This window comes from Nocardioides taihuensis (assembly GCF_042657275.1).
GTDB lineage: Bacteria > Actinomycetota > Actinomycetes > Propionibacteriales > Nocardioidaceae > Nocardioides > Nocardioides taihuensis.
This window is the reverse complement of the sequence record NZ_JBHSKD010000004.1, coordinates 240,956-255,108: the sequence shown is the minus strand read 5'-3', so window position 1 is coordinate 255,108 and position 14,153 is coordinate 240,956. Positions and strand designations below refer to the sequence as shown.

Below are 14,153 nucleotides of genomic sequence, written 5' to 3'. Positions count from 1 at the left end.
GCTAGGACGACGCCGACGCCAGCAGCGCGTCGAGCTCGTCGGGGGTCGGCATCGCGTCGGCGCACGCGAGCCGGGAGGCGACCAGCGCCCCGGCCGCGTTGGCGCGGCGTGCGGTGGCGACGATGTCGTCGCCGGCCAGGAGGCCGTCGACCAGCGCGGCCCCGAAGGCGTCGCCGGCGCCGAGGCCGCACACGACCTCGACCGGCACCGGCGCGACGGTGGTCGTGCCCTCGCGGGTCGCGACGAGCACGCCCTCGGCGCCCTTCTTCACCAGGGCCACCTCCACGCCGGCGTCGAGCAGCCTCTCGGCCGCCAGTGCGGGGTCGGCGGTGCCGACCGCGACCTCGACCTCGGCCCGGTTGCCGACGACGACGTCGACGTACGGGAGCATCGCGGCCAGCGCACCGCGCGCCTCGTCGGGCGAGGCCCAGAACATCGGGCGCCAGTCGAGGTCGAGCACCGTGTGCCGGCCCGAGCCGGGCGCGGGGCGACCGCGGTGCTCGAGCATCCGCATCTGCGTGGCGCGGGCGAGCGGGACCGAGACCCCGGTGCCGGTGACCCACAGGAGCGGCACGTCGCGGACCAGGTCCCAGGGCACGTCGCGGGTGTCGAGCGTGAGGTCGGGCGCGACCGGCGCCCGGTAGAAGAGCAGGGGCGGGTCGGCCGGCGGGTCCAGCTCGCAGAAGACCACCGGGGTCTGCAGTCCCTGGGCCGTCCCGACGTGGCTGGCGTCGACGCCGAACGCCTCGAGGGCGAGGCGCACGTAGTCGCCGAAGCCGTCCGGCCCCACCTTGGTCAGCACCGCGGCGCGGCGGCCCAGCCGGGCGGCCCCGACCGCGACGTTCGTCGCCGTCCCCCCGAGGGACTTCGCGAACGTCCTGACCTCGGCCAGCGGTCCCTCCTGCTCCGGGTAGAGGTCGACGCCGACCCGACCCACCGTGAGGACCTCGGGGCCGGTCGCGGGGAGCGGGGCGCCGCTCACGTCGCCGCCCCCGCAGGGGTGGTGAGCGGGCAGGGCTCGCCGGTCTCCAGCTCGCGGCGCAGGGCCCCGAGCTGCTCCCGGACGCCGTACGGCGCGATCCCCAGGACCTCGGTCGTGCGCGGCGTGGAGAGGCTCGTGTCGAAGGGCATCGGCGCCGGCAGCCGCTCGTCGTCCGGCACCGGGCCGGTGCCGAGCAGGGCGGGGTCGAGGTCGAAGACCTCGCAGGTGGCCTCGGCGAGCTCGCGGCGGGTCACGGCGTCGGCCCCGACCACGTGCAGCACACCGTCGGCCCGGACCTCGATCGCACGCAGCAGACGCGCGCCGATCTCGGATGCCGTCACGGGGCTGGCGACCCCGTTGATGTCGGGGTCCTCCCAGACGGTGAACCGCTCGCCGCGCGACAGCGCGTCGACCAGCGCGAGGACGAAGTAGCCGAAGCCGCAGTCCTGCTGCCGGGGTGCCGCCGGCTGGGTGAGGTGGCGGCCCTGGACGCCGCCGACCCGCGCGACGAAGCCGGCGTCCGCCCGGTCGAGCACGACCCGCTCGGAGAACGCCTTGAACATGCCGTAGAGGTTGAGCGGGTTGGCGGGCTCGTCCTCGTCGACCTGGTGACCGGTGCCGTCGAAGACCCAGTCGGTGGAGAGGTAGCCCACCAGTGCGCCGTGGGCGTTGGCGGCGTCCACGACGCGGCGCGTCATGCCGACGTAGGCGTCGAAGCCGGCGCGGCGGTCGCGGTAGAGGCCGAGCAGGTCGTTGTCGATCGCCAGGTGGAGCACGGACGTCGCGTCGTGCTCGTGCACCGCGGCCGTCACCTCGGACGGGTCGCCGAGGTCGGTGAGCCGCCAGCGCCACGGGAAGGTCGGGCCCGGGTCACGACGCACCGCGCACAGGACGTCGGCGCCGGCGGCGGTGAGGACCGCAGCCACGTTGCCACCGACGAAGCCGGTGCCGCCCGTCAGGAGGATGCGCTCCACGTCACTGGACCTCGGCGATCGCGACGGGGCGTCCCTCGCGCAGCGAGCGGGTCGCGGCGATGCCGATCAGCACCGGCGCCCGGCCCGCCTCCGGGTCCACCGGGGACGGGCCGCCGTCGCGGAGGTAGGTGACGAACGCCGCCCACTCCTGCCGGTAGGACTCGAGGTAGCGCTCGAGGAAGAACCACGGCAGCGGCTGCGCGGCCGTCGCGGTCGCCGTGCGCACCCACCCGGCGTGGCGGGCAGGGTTGTCCGACACCGCCATGCCGAGGCTGCCGAAGGCCTCGATGCGCTGGTCGAAGCCGTACACGGCCTGGCGGCTGTTGTCGATCGTGGTGAGGGTGCCGTCCTCGTGGGTGAGCACCACCACCGCGGTGTCGACGTCGCCGGCCTCGCCGATGAGCGGGTCCACACGGACGGCGCCCCGGGCGAAGACCTCGACCACCTCGGAGCCGACGACGTGGCGGGCCATGTCGAAGTCGTGGATCGTCATGTCGAGGAAGATGCCGCCGCTCACCGCGACGTACGCCGGGGGCGGCGGCGAGGGGTCGCGACTCGTGATCCGCAGGACGTGGAGCTCACCGATCTGACCGGACCGCACCGCCGAGTGCACCGAGGCGTGGCCGGGGTCGAAGCGCCGGTTGAAGCCCACCATGAACGGGACTCCCGCGGACGCCACGGCCGCCAGGGCCCGGTCGACCTGCGCGAGGTCCAGGCTCACCGGCTTCTCGCAGAAGATGGCCTTGCCCGCCTGGGCCGCCCGGACCACGAGGTCGACGTGGGTGTCGGTGCTGGTGCAGATCGCGACCGCGTCGACCGCGGGCGAGGCGAGGACCTCGTCGATCGTCGCGGCCTCGGCGCCGAGGTCGGCCGCGACCCGCTCGGCGACCGCGGGGACGGCGTCGGCGACGGCCGGGACGGTGGCGCCGTCGATCTCGCGGGCGAGCAGCTGCGCGTGCATCCGTCCGATCCGTCCGGTGCCGATGACGCCGATCCGCACGGGCGGCCGGGCATCGGTCTCGACGATCCCGAAGCCCGCGTCGCGCTGCGTCGCGGTCACGACGGACCAGCCTGCAGGTGGTCGATCTGCTCGCGGGCGGCGTGCTTGACGTCCCCGCCGAGCTCCTCGAGCTCGTGGGCGAGGGCCTCGAGCTCGGCGCCGCCGGCCATGGCCCGCACGAGCGCGTCGAGGCTGACCTCGTCACGGGTCCAGTTCTCCATCATCTTGCCGCGGTTGAGCAGGAAGAAGTGGTCGCCGACCATGTAGGCGTGGTGGGGGTTGTGGGTGATGAAGATGACGGCGACGCCCCGCTCCTTGGCCTGGACGACGTAGCGCAGCACCACACCCGACTGCTTCACGCCGAGCGCGCTCGTCGGCTCGTCGAGGATCAGCACCTTGGCACCGAAGTAGACCGCGCGGGCGATCGCCACGGCCTGGCGCTCGCCACCCGACAACGTGCCGACCGGCTGGTCGACGTCGCGGATGTCGATGCCCATCCGGGCCAGCTCCTCGCGGGCCACCTCCTTGGCCTTGACCACGTCGATCCGGCGCAGCGGACCGACGCCCTTGGTGGGCTCCGAGCCCAGGAAGAAGTTGCGCCACACCGACATCAGCGGCACCGTGGCGAGGTCCTGGTAGACGGTGGCGATGCCCTTGGCGAGGGCGTCGCGGGGCGAGCCGAAGCTGACCTGCTCACCCTCCACCTTGAGGGTCCCCTCGGTCGGCAGGTGCACGCCGCTCAGGGCCTTGATCAGCGTCGACTTGCCCGCACCGTTGTCACCGAGCACGCAGGTGACGGTGCCGGCGTCGACGTGGAGGGAGACGTCGCGCAGCGCGATCACGCTGCCGAAGTGCTTGCTGACGTGGTCCATCTCCAGCATCGGGGCGCCCTGCCCCGCAGTGGTCGTGGTCATCGCCGACCTCCGGCAACTCGTCGCGAGATGAGGGTGTTGACCATGACCGCCATGAAGAGGATCAGGCCGAGGAAGAGGTAGGTCCAGTCGGTGTTCCAGCCGGCGAAGGCGATGCCGATGAACGCCATGCCGATGATCGAGGCACCGATGCTCGCGCCGATCGCCGAGCCGTAACCGCCGGTCAGGAGGCACCCGCCCACGACGGCCGCGATGATGAAGGTGAACTCGGACCCGACGCCCTGACCTGCCTGGACGGACTGGAGACGCAGGGACGTGATCACGCCGACCAGCGCGGCCGACATCGCGGTGTACATGAAGAGCAGGATCTTCGTGCGCGAGACCGGGACGCCGGTGTTGCGCGCCGCGTTCGCGTCGCCGCCGACGGCCGTGATCCAGTTGCCGAACCGGGCGCGGGTCAGGACCCAGGTCGCAACGACGGTCAGCACGACCCACCAGACCACGGCGACGCGGAACTGGTAGGGGTCCCAGAACTGGGCGGCGAACACCTTCTCCGCGCTGGCGAAGCCCGCGCCCTCGTCGATGTCGTCGACCCGCACGGTGCCGGTGATCGCCTTGGTGACGCCGAGGTTGATGCCCTGGAGGGAGAAGAACATCGCCAGCGTGACGATGAAGCTGGGGAGCTTGGTCTTCACGACGAGCCAGCCGTTGAGCGCGCCCACGGCGGCTGCGAAGACGAAGGTCAGGAGGATGGCCGGCCACACCGCCAGGCCCATCTCGGTCACCAGCAGCCCGAGCACCAGGCCGCTGGAGCCGACCATGACTCCGGCCGACAGGTCGAACTCGCCGCCGATCATCAGCAGCGCCACGGCCACCGCGACGATGCCGATCGTCGCTGCCGAGTCGGTCCAGCGGGCCGCTCCCTCGAGCGAGGCGAACTTGCCCGTCTGGTCGACGACGGCGAAGAGGATGAACACACCCAGGGCGCCGAGCAGGGCCCCGAACTCGGGGCGTCGGAAGATGCGGGTGACCGCACCGGTCTTCGCCAGCCGTTCGTCCGCTGCGGGCGGCGCGGCAGGTGCCGTGGTCGTGGACATGCGGGGCTCCTTGGGAGGATTGCAGTTCAGCTCGTGGGGTCGCTCGCGACCCGGGGGTGCCGGCGGACGGACGCACCGTCCGTCCGCCGGCACTCGTGGGTCAGCGCGTACCGGCCTCCGCCAGGTCGGCGACCTGGGCGGCGTTGTCCTTGGTGACGAAGCCGGGGCCGGTCAGGACCGGCTGGCCGCCACCGACGGTGTTGGCGTTCTCGTTGAACAGCGTCAGGAAGACGACGGGCAGGTAGCCCTGCAGGTACTGCTGCTGGTCCACCGCGAACAGGATGTCGCCGTCCTCGATCGCGGAGACGACGTCACCGGACAGGTCGAACGTCGCGATCGTCGCGTCCGAGCCGGCGGTGTCCTTGGCCTCGAGGGCCGCCATCGCGATGTCGGGGTTGAGCGCGAGCACCGAGTCGATGCCGGTGTCGGCCTGCAGCTTGGCCGCGATCTCGTTCGCGGTCTTGCTCGGGTCCTCGGTGCCGGTGACCTGGAAGTTCTCCACCTCGCCGCCGAAGGTCTCGGCCGCGCCGGCGCACCGGTCCTGGAGACCGGTGTTGTTCTGCTCGTGGATCACGCACAGCATCTTGGTGCCGCCGTTCGCCGCGAGCTGCTCGCCCGCGCCCTCGCCGGCGATCTTCTCGTCCTGCCCGACGTGGGTGATGGCCCCGAGGTCCTGCCACACGGTCGAGCCGCTGTTGAGGGTGACGATGGGGATGCCGGCGTCCGTGGCCTGCTGGAGCGCACCCTGGATGGCGTCCGGGTTGGGCACCGACACGGCGATGCCGTCGACGTCGGCGGTGACGGCTGCCTCGATCAGCTGGGCCTGCTTCTCTGGGTCGTTGTTGGACTCCTGGTAGTCGAGGGTCACGCCCATCTTGTCGGCCGCGTCCTCGGCGCCCTTCTTGGCCACCGACCAGAACGAACCGCCGTCACCGTGGGTGATCACGGCAATGGTGAGGTCACCGCTGCTGCTGCTTCCGCTGTCCCCCGAGTCGCCGTCGTCGCTCGAGGACGAGCAGGCGGTCAGCCCCATCACGCCGGCCACGATCAGGGCCGACAGCTTCAATGCCTTCATGGGAGTGGTGTTTCCTTTCTCGGTGGCGCCCACGGTGGGCGACCTAGAGTCCAGGCGCCGCGGGAACCCGCGGTGCCACCTGATGCTGGAGGTAGTCCAGGCACACCCGGACGTCCTCCACCGGCCCGCACCCCTCCGCGGGCAGTCCTTGGGTGAGGGCGCAGTCCTGCTCCAGGACGTACCAGCCCTCGTAGCCACGCTCCTCGAGCGCGACGACCACCTCGTCCACGGCGACCTCGCCGGCACCGAGCGGCCGGAACATCCCGAGCTGCACGCCTTCGACGAGGGTCAGCTCCCGGTCCAGGACCCGCCGGGCCACGGAGGTGTCGACGTCCTTGAGGTGGACGTGGGCGACGCGGTCGCCCGCGCGCCGGGCGAAGTCGACGGGGTCGACGCCGCCGATCTTCAGGTGACCGGTGTCGAGGCACCAGCGCACGTCGGTGTGCTCGAGCGCGAGGTCGACGTCGGCCGCGGTCTCCACGAGCGTGTCCACGTGCGGGTGCAGCGCCTGCACGAGGCCGTGCCCGGCACACAGGTCGTCGACCAGGGCGAGGCCCTCCCCGAGCACCTTCATCCCGTCCGCGTCGAGCGCCGTCGGCCGGGACCATCCGTAGTCCTGCACCACGGCGGTGACGAAGTGCGTGCCGCCCGCCTCGGCGAAGAGCACGGCGGTCTCCTCGGCCAGGCGCAGTGCCTCGGCCCACTGGTCACGGTCGTGGAGCACCAGCGGCACGAAGCCGCCGACCAGGCGCATGCCGTGCCGGCCCAGGACCTCGACGAGCGCGGCCGGCTCGGCCGGCAGGAAGCCGGGAGCGCCCAGCTCGGTGGCGGCCAGCCCGACGGAGCGCATCTCCGGGAGCACCCGCTCGGCCGGGAGCATCGCACCCCACCCGGGGACCTCGCACACGCCCCACGAGATGGGGGCGGCAGCGACCCGTCCGTCGAGCCGGCCGAGTGAGAGGTGCATCGGTCCTCCTGCGGGTGCCACCGGGGCCGTCCCGGGTGCTGCTGTGGGGACGATGCAACAGTGAGGAGCGCCACAAGTCAATACTTTGTCCGTACATTCTTATGTTGGGATGTGTGCAGATCTTGTGCCACAGTGTGCCCATGCCAGCCGGAGATCGAGGCAAGGAGCCGCCCGTCGGTGACGCCACCGGCGTGCTCCTCGACCTCGTCCGCCTCGACCGCAGCAGCCCGGTCCCGCTCTACTTCCAGCTCGCGCAGGGCATCCAGGGCGCGGTCGTCGACGGCCTGCTCCCGCCGGGCAGCCGGATCGACAACGAGATCCTCCTCGCCGAACGGCTGGGGGTCTCCCGCCCGACCGTCCGCCAGGCCATGCAGTACCTCGTCGAGCAGGGCCTCGTCGTACGTCGGCGCGGCATCGGCACGAAGGTCGTCCAGCCCCAGGTCCGTCGGCCGCTGGGCCTCACCAGCCTCTTCGACGACCTGCGCAACGACGGCCAGGAGCCGACGACGGCCGTGCTCACGCTCGTCGTCGTGCCCGCCGAGGCGACGGTGGCCGCGGCGCTGGGCCTCGAGGAGGGCGACGACGTCGTGGAGCTGGTCCGGCTGCGCAGCGCGGGGACCCGACCGATCGCCAAGATGACCAACTACCTGCCCGTCGGCCGCGTCGAGCTGACCCGCGAGGCGATCGAGATGGGCGGGCTCTACGAGCTGATCCGCTCCGCCGGCGTCACGCTCCACGCCGCCACCCAGACCATCGGCGCCCGCACCGCGACCGCGGCCGAGGCCCGGCTCCTCGAGGAGCCTCGCGGCGCCGCGCTGCTGACGATGCAGCGCACGGCGTACGACGACCAGGGCGTGGCCGTGGAGCACGGCAGCCACGTGTACGCAGCCAGCCGCTACAGCTTCCAGGCGCAGCTGCTCTCCCCCTGACCCCGACACGGCACGAGGCCCGCCACCCTCGCGGGTGACGGGCCTCGTCGCGTTGCACGGCGGGCGCCTCAGGCGTCCTTCTTGTCCTCGTCCGTGGACTCCTCGGCGGGGGCCTCCTCGGTCGACTCCTCGGTGGCCTCGGCCTCGGCGGCCGGGGTCTCCTCGGTCGTCTCCTCAGCGGGAGCCTCGTCGGCCGGGGTCTCGTCGACCTCGGCCTCCTCGACCGGAGCGGCCTTCGGCTCGGCCTTCTTCTCGGCCGGCTTCGCCTTGGCCGTCTTCGGCTTCGGGCTGTAGGCCTCGGTCACCAGCTCGATCACGGCCATCGGCGCGTTGTCGCCCTTGCGGGGGCCGATCTTGGTGATCCGGGTGTAGCCGCCGGGCCGCTCGGAGAACGACGGGGCGATCTCGGTGAACAGCGTGTGCACGACCTCCTTGTCGCGGATGGTCTTGAGCACCTCGCGACGCTGGTGGAGCGCGTTCTGGCCGGCGTCGGCCTTCTTGGCCTTGGTGATCAGCTTCTCCGCGACCGGGCGCAGCGCGCGCGCCTTGGCCTCGGTCGTGGTGATCCGGCCGTGCTCGAACAGGGCGGTGGCCAGGTTCGACAGCAGCAGGCGCTGGTGGGCCGGGCTGCCGCCGAGGCGGGGGCCCTTCGTGGGCTTGGGCATGCTTCTCTCATTTCTCCCGGGCCGTACCAGGTACCCGGGTAGACGTGGAACGGATCAGTACTGCTCGTCCTCGACGAACGCGTCGTCGTCGTCGTCGCCGTACGCCGCCAGGGCAGCGTGCGGGTCGAAGCCGGGCGCGCTGTCCTTGAGCGACAGGCCCATCTCGACCAGCTTGGCCTTGACCTCGTCGATCGACTTCGCGCCGAAGTTGCGGATGTCGAGGAGGTCCTGCTCCGAGCGGCTGATGAGCTCACCCACGGTGTGGATGCCCTCGCGCTTGAGGCAGTTGTAGGACCGGACGGTGAGCTGCAGGTCCTCGACCGGGAGGGCGAGGTCGGCAGCGAGCTGCTCGTCGACCGGCGACGGGCCGATGTCGATGCCCTCGGCCTCGACGTTCAGCTCGCGCGCGAGGCCGAACAGCTCGACCAGGGTCTTGCCGGCCGAGGCGATCGCGTCGCGGGGACGGATCGACGGCTTGGTCTCGACGTCGATGACCAGCTTGTCGAAGTCGGTGCGCTGCTCGACACGGGTGGCCTCGACCTTGTAGGTCACCTTGAGCACGGGGCTGTAGATCGAGTCGACCGGCATCCGGCCGATCTCGTTGTCGGCACCCTTGTTCTGCACCGCCGAGACGTAGCCGCGGCCGCGCTCGACGACGAGCTCCATCTCCAGCTTGCCCTTGTCGGACAGCGTGGCGATCTTCAGGTCGGGGTTGTGCACCTCGACACCGGCCGGCGGCGCGATGTCGGCGGCGGTCACGTCACCGGCACCCGACTTGCGCAGGTACATGGTCACGGGCTCGTCGTGCTCGGAGGAGACGACGAGGCCCTTGAGGTTGAGGATGACCTCGGTGACGTCCTCCTTGACGCCCTCGATGGTCGAGAACTCGTGCAGGACGTTGTCGATCTTGATGCTCGTGACCGAGGCACCGGGGATCGAGCTGAGCAGGGTACGACGGAGCGAGTTGCCCAGCGTGTAGCCGAAGCCGGGCTCCAGCGGCTCGATCACGAACCGCGAGCGGAACTCGTCGACGGACTCTTCCGACAGGGTGGGGCGCTGTGCGATGAGCACTTGATTTTTCCTTTCCGGGCCCACCCGCTATTTGACGGGCCCGAACGTGCGTTGACGGAAGGCGGGTGGAGGGTGCCCCGTCGGGACGGGGCACCCGCCGGTCACTTCTTGGAGTAGTACTCCACGATCAGCTGCTCCTGGACCGGGATGTCGATCTGGGCCCGGACGGGGAGCTGGTGCACGAGGATCCGCATGCGACCCGGGATGGCCTCGAGCCAGGCCGGGACGACGCGCTCGCCGTGGGTCTCGCGCGCCACGATGAACGGCGTCATCTCCAGCGACTTCTCGCGGACGTCGATGACGTCGTGCGCGGTCACCTGGAACGACGGGATGTCGACCTTCCGGCCGTTCACGAGGAAGTGGCCGTGGGTGACGAGCTGGCGCGCGTGGCGGCGCGTCCGGGCGAAGCCGGCGCGGTAGACCACGTTGTCGAGGCGGCACTCGAGCAGCTGCAGCAGGTTGTCACCCGTCTTGCCCGAGCGGCGCGAGGCCTCCGTGTAGTAGTTGTGGAACTGCTTCTCCAGCACGCCGTAGGTGAAGCGCGCCTTCTGCTTCTCGCGCAGCTGGAGGAGGTACTCGCTCTCCTTGATCCGACCGCGGCCGTGCTGGCCGGGCGGGTAGGGGCGACGCTCGTACGCCGAGTCGCCGCCCACGAGGTCGACGCCGAGCCGGCGCGACTTCTTGGTCATGGGGCCGGTGTAGCGGGCCATGGTTCAGGTGCTCCTGTCGAGTTCGGGGTCGGCGGTCAGACGCGGCGGCGCTTGGGAGGGCGGCAGCCGTTGTGGGGCGTCGGCGTGACGTCCTGGATGGTGCCGACCTCGAGGCCGATCGCACCCAGGGAGCGGATCGCCGTCTCGCGGCCCGAGCCCGGGCCCTTGACGAAGACGTCGATCTTCTTCATGCCGTGCTCCATCGCCCGACGACCCGCGGCCTCGGCGGCCATCTGCGCGGCGTACGGGGTGGACTTGCGCGAGCCCTTGAAGCCGACGGTGCCGGCCGAGGCCCACGAGATCACCGCACCGGTGGGGTCGGTGATCGTGACGATCGTGTTGTTGAACGTGCTCTTGATGTGGGCTTCGCCCTGAGCGACGTTCTTCTTCTCCTTGCGGCGCACCTTCTTGGCGCCAGCCGCGGTGCGGCTCTTGGGAGGCATGCAGTTACTCCTGGTCTTCGCTGGTCAGTGAGGTCGAGGGGCTCGGTGGCTCGCCGGGGGGCGAGGCGTCACTTGGCCTTCTTCTTGCCGGCAACCGTGCGCTTGGGACCCTTGCGGGTGCGCGCGTTGGTCTTGGTGCGCTGACCGCGGACCGGGAGGCCCTGCCGGTGGCGGCGGCCCTGGTAGCTGCCGATCTCGATCTTGCGCCGGATGTCGGCCTGGACCTCACGACGGAGGTCGCCCTCGATCTTGATGTCGGCGCCGTCGATCGCGTCGCGGAGCTTGACCAGCTCCTCGTCGCCCAGCTCGTGGACACGGAGGTCGGGGTTCACCCCGGTGGCCTCCAGGAGCTTCTGGGCGCGGGTACGGCCGATGCCGTAGATGTAGGTGAGTGCGACCTCGATGCGCTTGTCGCGCGGGAGGTCGACTCCAACAAGGCGTGCCATGTGGTGGCGGTTCCCTTCGGGTTGTTCACGGCGGTGTGGTCGTGACGCGTCCGGTCTGGGCAGACCGGCCCCGGCCATCCGTTCCGGGGGTGGTTCAGCAGCGAGTGCCTAAGCGGTCACGTTCAGTGGTGTTCTTCAGTTGTGGTGCGGGCGAGTCAGCCCTGGCGCTGCTTGTGGCGCGGGTTCTCGCAGATCACCATGACCCGACCGTGGCGACGGATCACCTGGCACTTGTCACAGATCTTCTTGACGCTGGGGTTGACCTTCACGAGGAGGCCCTTTCAGGTAGCGGCTTACTTGTACCGGTAGACGATGCGACCGCGAGTCAGGTCGTACGGCGAGAGCTCGACCACGACCCGGTCCTCGGGGAGGATCCGGATGTAGTGCTGGCGCATCTTGCCGCTGATGTGGGCGAGCACCTTGTGTCCGTTGGTCAGCTCGACCCGGAACATGGCGTTGGGGAGGGCCTCCACGACGGTGCCCTCGATCTCGATCACGCCTTCCTTCTTCGGCATGTCCTCCACAATCCGTTGATGGTCGGTCACCTGCTGGTGACCGTGGTCTACCGTTCGACCCGGGAACCGCCGGAGCGGGTGCTCCGTGGACCTCGTGGGGCGTTGCGTGCGCCTCGTCCCGGGCACGCGCCCGCCCTGCTCGGTGGAGCTGGACGGGTGGTGGTCCGGGCAGCCGCGAGGCACCACGAAACAGACCCACGTTGGGCCGACGAGCCAGTCTAGTGCGAAGCCGTCGCCAAACCCAACTCGGCGCCGCTCAGCCCGCCAGCAGGCGCAGGGTGGCCTCGCGGGCGACCGCTCGCTGGGGGTCGTCGCCGGTCCGGGCGCCCGCCACGGGGTGCACCATCACCTCGTCCACGCCGTACGCCGCGGCGAGCTGCTGCAGCTCGGCCCGGGCGGTGGCGGGGTCGCCGACGACCCAGCGTCCGCGCATCGCCTCGACCAGCCCGTCGTGCTCCGGGGGCAGCTCCACCGCGGCTGCCTCCTCCACCAGGACCTGCGGCGCCAGCGGCCCACCGGTGCGCAGGGCGACCATCGACAGGGCGTGGGGGCGGACCAGCGCCTCGGCCTCCTCGGCCGTGGGTGCCACGACCACGTTGACGGTCAGGAAGGTGCGGGGCTCGGGGCAGTCGGCCGAGGGGCGGAACTGCGAGCGGTAGAGCTCGAGCGCCTCGGCCGTGCCGCGGCCCGAGAAGTGGTGGGCGAAGACGTAGGGCAGGCCGCGCTCGGCGGCGAGGCGGGCGGAGTAGTCGGAGGACCCCAGCAGCCAGACCTGCGGCACGCCGGTCGCCCGCGGCGTCGCCCGCAGCGCATGGGTCCGTCCGCCGACGCCCACCCCGACGCCCTCGGGCGAGAGCATGTCGATCACGTTCGCGACGTGCTCGGGGAAGTGCTCGACCGCGTCGGCGGTCACGCCGCCGGCGCCGTGGCGCAGCGCCCAGGAGGTGACGGGGTCGGTGCCGGGTGCGCGGCCGATGCCGAGGTCGATCCGGCCGGGGAAGGCCGCCTCGAGCAGCGCGAACTGCTCCGCCACGACCAGCGGGGCGTGGTTGGGCAGCATCACGCCGCCCGAGCCGACGCGGATCCGGGTGGTGGCCGAGGCGACCATCGCGATCAGGACCGGCGGGTTGGTCGCGGCGACGGCCGGCATGTTGTGGTGCTCGGCCAGCCAGTAGCGGCGGTAGCCGGCCTCGTCGGCGACACGGGCCAGCGCGAGCGTGGCGGCGACGGCGTCCGCGGACGTCTGGTCGGTGCGCACGGGCACGAGGTCGAGGACGGACAGCGCGGGGGTGCTCACCCTTCGCCCAACCGCCCCGGCCCCCGGGATGTTCCGTGCGGCCCGGTGACCCGGGGCACGGTCAGGTCGTGGCCTTGCGGCTGTCGGCACGGTCCTTGAGCAGGCTGGCCACCGCGGTGACGACCAGCGTCAGCACGATCACCCCGAGCGACACCCAGATCGGGATCTCCGGCGCCCACTCGATCGGCTCGCCGCCGTTGACGAAGGGCAGCTCGTTGGTGTGCAGCGCCTCGACCACGAGCTTCACGCCGATGAAGAACAGCAGGAAGGCCAGGCCGTAGGAGAGGTAGACCAGCCGCTTGAGGAGGTCGCCGATCAGGAAGTAGAGCTGCCGCAGGCCCATCAGCGCGAAGACGTTCGCGGTGAAGACGAGATAGGCCTCCTGGGTCAGCCCGTAGATCGCCGGGATCGAGTCGAGCGCGAACAGCAGGTCGGTCATGCCGAGCGACAGGATGACGATCAGCATCGGAGTCGCCAGGCGCTTGCCGTTCTCGATCGCGAACAGCTTGACGCCGTGCCAGTCGTCGGTGACCGGGAACCGCTTGCGCACCCAGGTGACGACGCGCGGCTCGTCGTACCCGCCGTCCTCGTCGTCGTCCCCGGCCTCACGTGCGAGGTGGACCGCCGTGTAGATGAGGAACGCGCCGAAGATGTAGAAGACCCAGCTGAAGTTGTGGATGGCGGCCGCGCCGACTGCGATGAAGATGCCGCGCAGGATCAGCGCGATCACGATGCCGACCATCAGCGCCGACTGCTGGTACTCGCGCGGCACCGCGAGCTTGCCCATGATCACGATGAAGATGAACAGGTTGTCGATCGACAGCGAGTACTCGGTCAGCCAGCCGGCGAAGAACTCCGCGCCGTACTGCTGACCGGCGAAGTACCAGACACCGACGCCGAAGACCACGGCCAGCCCGATGTAGAAGGCGAGCGCGACGCCCACCTCGCGCATCGAGGGTTCGTGCGGACGACGTCCGATGATGACCACGTCGAAGAGCAGGACGCCGGTGGTCACCCCGATGGTGACCAGCCAGACCCAGAGGTCGATGTCCAACAGGAGTCCTTCGAGATCGGGTGCGCGGCAGCAGGCCGTCGCAGGACGGCGACGTC

Annotated in this window: 17 protein-coding genes; 1 reads left to right on the top strand and 16 read right to left on the bottom strand. The window is 71.0% G+C overall.

The window, feature by feature from the left end; genetic code table 11:
• Position 1: 1 nt before the first annotated feature.
• From iolC to ACFPGP_RS04420, 7 genes are all read right to left on the bottom strand, one after another.
• Entirely contained in the window at positions 2–982 is a 981-nt protein-coding gene (gene iolC / locus ACFPGP_RS04450; RefSeq protein WP_378587416.1) for a 5-dehydro-2-deoxygluconokinase, read from the bottom strand.
• Entirely contained in the window at positions 979–1,956 is a 978-nt protein-coding gene (locus ACFPGP_RS04445) for an SDR family oxidoreductase (protein ID WP_378587414.1), read from the bottom strand. Before ACFPGP_RS04445 ends, iolC begins: the two co-directional genes overlap by 4 nt.
• A 1-nt stretch (position 1,957) precedes the next feature.
• A complete protein-coding gene (iolG, locus tag ACFPGP_RS04440) occupies positions 1,958–3,016 on the bottom strand; it encodes an inositol 2-dehydrogenase (RefSeq protein WP_378587411.1) in 1,059 nt (352 codons plus the stop codon).
• A complete protein-coding gene (locus tag ACFPGP_RS04435) occupies positions 3,013–3,870 on the bottom strand; it encodes an ATP-binding cassette domain-containing protein (protein ID WP_378587408.1) in 858 nt (285 codons plus the stop codon). The genes iolG and ACFPGP_RS04435 overlap by 4 nt, the downstream gene beginning before the upstream one ends.
• Positions 3,867–4,925 (bottom strand): ABC transporter permease, encoded by a 1,059-nt coding sequence (locus ACFPGP_RS04430; RefSeq protein WP_378587406.1) that lies wholly within the window; start codon positions 4,923–4,925, stop codon positions 3,867–3,869. The genes ACFPGP_RS04435 and ACFPGP_RS04430 overlap by 4 nt, the downstream gene beginning before the upstream one ends.
• Before the next feature lie 100 nt (positions 4,926–5,025).
• Complete coding sequence (locus ACFPGP_RS04425) at positions 5,026–6,000, bottom strand: sugar ABC transporter substrate-binding protein (RefSeq protein WP_378587404.1); 975 nt, start codon at positions 5,998–6,000, stop codon at positions 5,026–5,028.
• Positions 6,001–6,043: 43 nt separating this feature from the next.
• On the bottom strand, positions 6,044–6,967 hold the full coding sequence (locus ACFPGP_RS04420; protein WP_378587401.1) for a TIM barrel protein: 924 nt from the start codon (positions 6,965–6,967) through the stop codon (positions 6,044–6,046).
• 140 nt (positions 6,968–7,107) lie between these two features.
• Here ACFPGP_RS04420 and ACFPGP_RS04415 point away from each other — a divergent pair, with 140 nt between their 5' ends.
• On the top strand, positions 7,108–7,896 hold the full coding sequence (locus tag ACFPGP_RS04415; protein ID WP_378587398.1) for a GntR family transcriptional regulator: 789 nt from the start codon (positions 7,108–7,110) through the stop codon (positions 7,894–7,896).
• Positions 7,897–7,964: 68 nt separating this feature from the next.
• On the opposite strand, the gene rplQ is transcribed toward ACFPGP_RS04415, so the two are convergent.
• From rplQ to ACFPGP_RS04370, 9 genes are all read right to left on the bottom strand, one after another.
• Positions 7,965–8,561: a 50S ribosomal protein L17 gene (rplQ, locus tag ACFPGP_RS04410; RefSeq protein ID WP_378587396.1), complete on the bottom strand. Its 597-nt coding sequence runs from the start codon at positions 8,559–8,561 to the stop codon at positions 7,965–7,967.
• A 54-nt stretch (positions 8,562–8,615) separates the two neighbouring features.
• Positions 8,616–9,632, bottom strand: a complete 1,017-nt coding sequence (locus ACFPGP_RS04405) for a DNA-directed RNA polymerase subunit alpha (protein WP_284536116.1) — start codon at positions 9,630–9,632, stop codon at positions 8,616–8,618.
• A gap of 101 nt (positions 9,633–9,733) precedes the next feature.
• Positions 9,734–10,342, bottom strand: a complete 609-nt coding sequence (gene rpsD / locus ACFPGP_RS04400) for a 30S ribosomal protein S4 (protein ID WP_378587392.1) — start codon at positions 10,340–10,342, stop codon at positions 9,734–9,736.
• 35 nt (positions 10,343–10,377) lie between these two features.
• Positions 10,378–10,785 carry a 30S ribosomal protein S11 gene (gene rpsK / locus ACFPGP_RS04395; RefSeq protein WP_378587391.1) on the bottom strand — a complete coding sequence of 136 codons (408 nt, stop codon included), beginning with the start codon at positions 10,783–10,785 and terminating at the stop codon, positions 10,378–10,380.
• A 68-nt stretch (positions 10,786–10,853) separates the two neighbouring features.
• Complete coding sequence (rpsM, locus tag ACFPGP_RS04390) at positions 10,854–11,231, bottom strand: 30S ribosomal protein S13 (RefSeq protein ID WP_378587389.1); 378 nt, start codon at positions 11,229–11,231, stop codon at positions 10,854–10,856.
• 155 nt (positions 11,232–11,386) lie between these two features.
• On the bottom strand, positions 11,387–11,500 hold the full coding sequence (gene rpmJ, locus ACFPGP_RS04385) for a 50S ribosomal protein L36 (RefSeq protein ID WP_056862094.1): 114 nt from the start codon (positions 11,498–11,500) through the stop codon (positions 11,387–11,389).
• A 24-nt stretch (positions 11,501–11,524) separates the two neighbouring features.
• Positions 11,525–11,746: a translation initiation factor IF-1 gene (gene infA, locus ACFPGP_RS04380; protein ID WP_036490070.1), complete on the bottom strand. Its 222-nt coding sequence runs from the start codon at positions 11,744–11,746 to the stop codon at positions 11,525–11,527.
• Positions 11,747–12,002: 256 nt separating this feature from the next.
• Positions 12,003–13,043: an LLM class flavin-dependent oxidoreductase gene (locus ACFPGP_RS04375; protein WP_378587385.1), complete on the bottom strand. Its 1,041-nt coding sequence runs from the start codon at positions 13,041–13,043 to the stop codon at positions 12,003–12,005.
• 61 nt (positions 13,044–13,104) lie between these two features.
• Positions 13,105–14,097 (bottom strand): TerC family protein, encoded by a 993-nt coding sequence (locus ACFPGP_RS04370; protein WP_378587383.1) that lies wholly within the window; start codon positions 14,095–14,097, stop codon positions 13,105–13,107.
• Positions 14,098–14,153: the final 56 nt, after the last annotated feature.

Bases quoted from the DNA above. Each gene is read 5' to 3' on its own strand.
- infA (WP_036490070.1), bottom strand. From the start codon at position 11,746: ATGCCGAAGAAGGAAGGCGTGATCGAGATCGAGGGCACCGTCGTGGAG.
- ACFPGP_RS04425 (WP_378587404.1), bottom strand. From the start codon at position 6,000: ATGAAGGCATTGAAGCTGTCGGCCCTGATCGTGGCCGGCGTGATGGGG.
- rpsK (WP_378587391.1), bottom strand. From the start codon at position 10,785: ATGCCTCCCAAGAGCCGCACCGCGGCTGGCGCCAAGAAGGTGCGCCGC.
- ACFPGP_RS04415 (WP_378587398.1), top strand. From the start codon at position 7,108: ATGCCAGCCGGAGATCGAGGCAAGGAGCCGCCCGTCGGTGACGCCACC.
- rpsM (WP_378587389.1), bottom strand. From the start codon at position 11,231: ATGGCACGCCTTGTTGGAGTCGACCTCCCGCGCGACAAGCGCATCGAG.
- ACFPGP_RS04420 (WP_378587401.1), bottom strand. From the start codon at position 6,967: ATGCACCTCTCACTCGGCCGGCTCGACGGACGGGTCGCTGCCGCCCCC.
- ACFPGP_RS04430 (WP_378587406.1), bottom strand. From the start codon at position 4,925: ATGTCCACGACCACGGCACCTGCCGCGCCGCCCGCAGCGGACGAACGG.
- rpsD (WP_378587392.1), bottom strand. From the start codon at position 10,342: ATGGCCCGCTACACCGGCCCCATGACCAAGAAGTCGCGCCGGCTCGGC.
- ACFPGP_RS04435 (WP_378587408.1), bottom strand. From the start codon at position 3,870: ATGACCACGACCACTGCGGGGCAGGGCGCCCCGATGCTGGAGATGGAC.
- rplQ (WP_378587396.1), bottom strand. From the start codon at position 8,561: ATGCCCAAGCCCACGAAGGGCCCCCGCCTCGGCGGCAGCCCGGCCCAC.